The sequence below is a fragment of the Streptomyces sp. FH025 genome (assembly GCF_017427025.1).
Taxonomy (GTDB): domain Bacteria; phylum Actinomycetota; class Actinomycetes; order Streptomycetales; family Streptomycetaceae; genus Kitasatospora.
In genome coordinates, this window is record NZ_JAFLNG010001019.1 from 1 (window position 1) to 1,987 (window position 1,987).

A 1,987-nucleotide genomic window follows, 5' to 3' on the forward strand; every position below is an offset into this window, starting at 1 on the left:
CCTCTGGTCCCGGTGCCGACCCGGGGCTCGACCCCGCTCGACAGCCCGACCCTGGTCGCCGCGCCCGTCCCCGTGGTCGAGCGGACCTCCGCTCCCGGGTCGGGCCCGGTCGACCGGGCCCCGACCGGGTTGCTCACCGTCGAGGCCGGCGAGTACGGCAGCCGGACGGTGCTCACCCTCACCAACTCCGGTACGACGGAGATCCACTGGCACGCCGTGACGGACGCCGGCTGGCTGCGGCTCAGCCGCGACTCGGGGACGCTGGCGCCCGGGCAGCGGATCACCGTGATCGTCACCGTGGACCAGGACCTCGCGCCCACCGCGCACTGGACCGCCCGGATCGCGCTGCCGCCCTCGCAGGCGGTGGTCACCCTGGAGGGCGGGCCGCAGCACCGGGGCGGCTCGGCGTCCACGCCGGCGGAGCCGCCGCCGGGGGCGGGCGGCACGGCTTCGGCCACCCCGACGGCGGGGCCGACGGAGGGACCGACGGCGGCGCCGAGCGGGCCGTCGGGTACGCCGTCTTCGGCGCCCTCGCCGTCCTCGCCTTCCGGGCCGTCCTCGCCGTCCGGGTCGGCCTCCCCGTCCGGGTCGCCCTCGGGGACGGTGACCGCCACGCCGACCGGGACCGCGTCACCGCACCCGACGGGCACGGCGGCGGGCCCGTCGGGGCACTAGCTAGTCGATGCGGTGGATCGGGGGGACCTGGTAGCTGCCGTCCAGCACGGGCGCCTTCGGCTGGTAGAGCCGGATGATCGGGCGGAACTCGCCGGGCGGGGTGGGGAGCCAGTTCGCGGCGGCGGTGGGGTCGTCGGGCTGGTCGTGCCGGAGGGTCAGGGTCAGCGAGCCGTCCTCGTCGTGGACCAGGCCGGGGGTGCGGTCGCCGATCGAGTAGCGGTCGATCGGGTTCTCCACCAGGTAGTAGTCCGGGACGGAGTACATCGTGACGGACCAGAAGGCCTCGACCGGCGGCGGCTGGTCGAAGCGGAGGGTGTAGGTGTGGGCGCCGTTGAGCGGGTGGCCCTCGGAGTCGTCGTAGGTCGTCGCGTACGAGGCCTCGTAGGCGTGGTTGCCCCAGAGGCCGGCCCGGGCGGCGGCCGCTCGGCTGAGGTAGGCGGCGCGGCGGTCGGGGATGCGCCACTCGGGGTCGTCCAGGGTGCCGGGGCCCAGGTGGTCGAGGTTGTAGTCGAAGAGGTGGAGCGAGGAGCGCCACGCGCCGGGCGGGTGGTCCTCGGGCGGGCGGGTGGCGTCCTCGACCCGCTCGCGCCCGGCGGCCAGGCCCTTGGCGAGCGCGAGGGTCCACTCCGGGGCGGTCGCGCGGTACGGCGAGACGCCGTCGTCCAGCAGGCCGAGCGGGGCGAAGCGGCGCTGGTACTCGACGTCGGGGGTGGCCGGCGGGAAGGCCTGCATCCACACCCGCAGGCGCTCGAAGAAGGCCAGCCGCTCGGGGACGTCCGGGTCGGGCTCGGGGAGTCCGGCGACCAGGCCGCCGCGTTCCAGCGGCTCCAGCCGCAGGCCCTCCTGAAGGGCCCTGACCCTGTGCAGGTCGCCCGGGCCGGTGCAGGCGAAGCGGCCGACGACGGTGCCGACGGTGGTCGGCATTTCGATCACCCGGCTCGGGTCCGGCGGGGTGCCGTGCCAGTCCGGCGGGACGAGCAGCCAGGTCTGCGCGTCGGTGCCGGTGGCCCGGCGGCCGAGGTAGGCGACGTTGTCCGTCCAGGCGCCGATGAACTGCAGCACGTAGTAGGCGTCGGCGGCGTCCGGGACGTGCAGCACCTGCGGGCCCTCGGAGAGGTCGAGCTGGGCGATCGAGTAGATCGTGTCGTTGTTGACCGAGACGAACTGGTCGCCCGGTCCGGCCAGCCGGGTGGCGTGGCTGAAGTGGTTGAACGGCGCCGCCGGGAGGGTGCCCATGCCGCCGTCGGCGAAGCGCTGGACCATGGTGAGGCCGGCGACCAGTGGGTAGCCGTAGACGTAGGCGTCGGCGGCC

Annotated in this window: 1 protein-coding gene and 1 pseudogene; one reads left to right on the top strand and one right to left on the bottom strand. The window is 75.5% G+C overall.

The genetic code is table 11. The annotated features are described in order from the left end of the window. Positions 1-675: pseudogene (locus J0670_RS36800) on the top strand (hypothetical protein); the annotation flags it as partial. On the opposite strand, the gene J0670_RS36805 reads toward J0670_RS36800, so the two are convergent. Further along, positions 676-1,987 (bottom strand): DUF1254 domain-containing protein (locus J0670_RS36805; protein WP_207817128.1); only part of this gene is annotated, 1,312 nt, incomplete at its 5' end.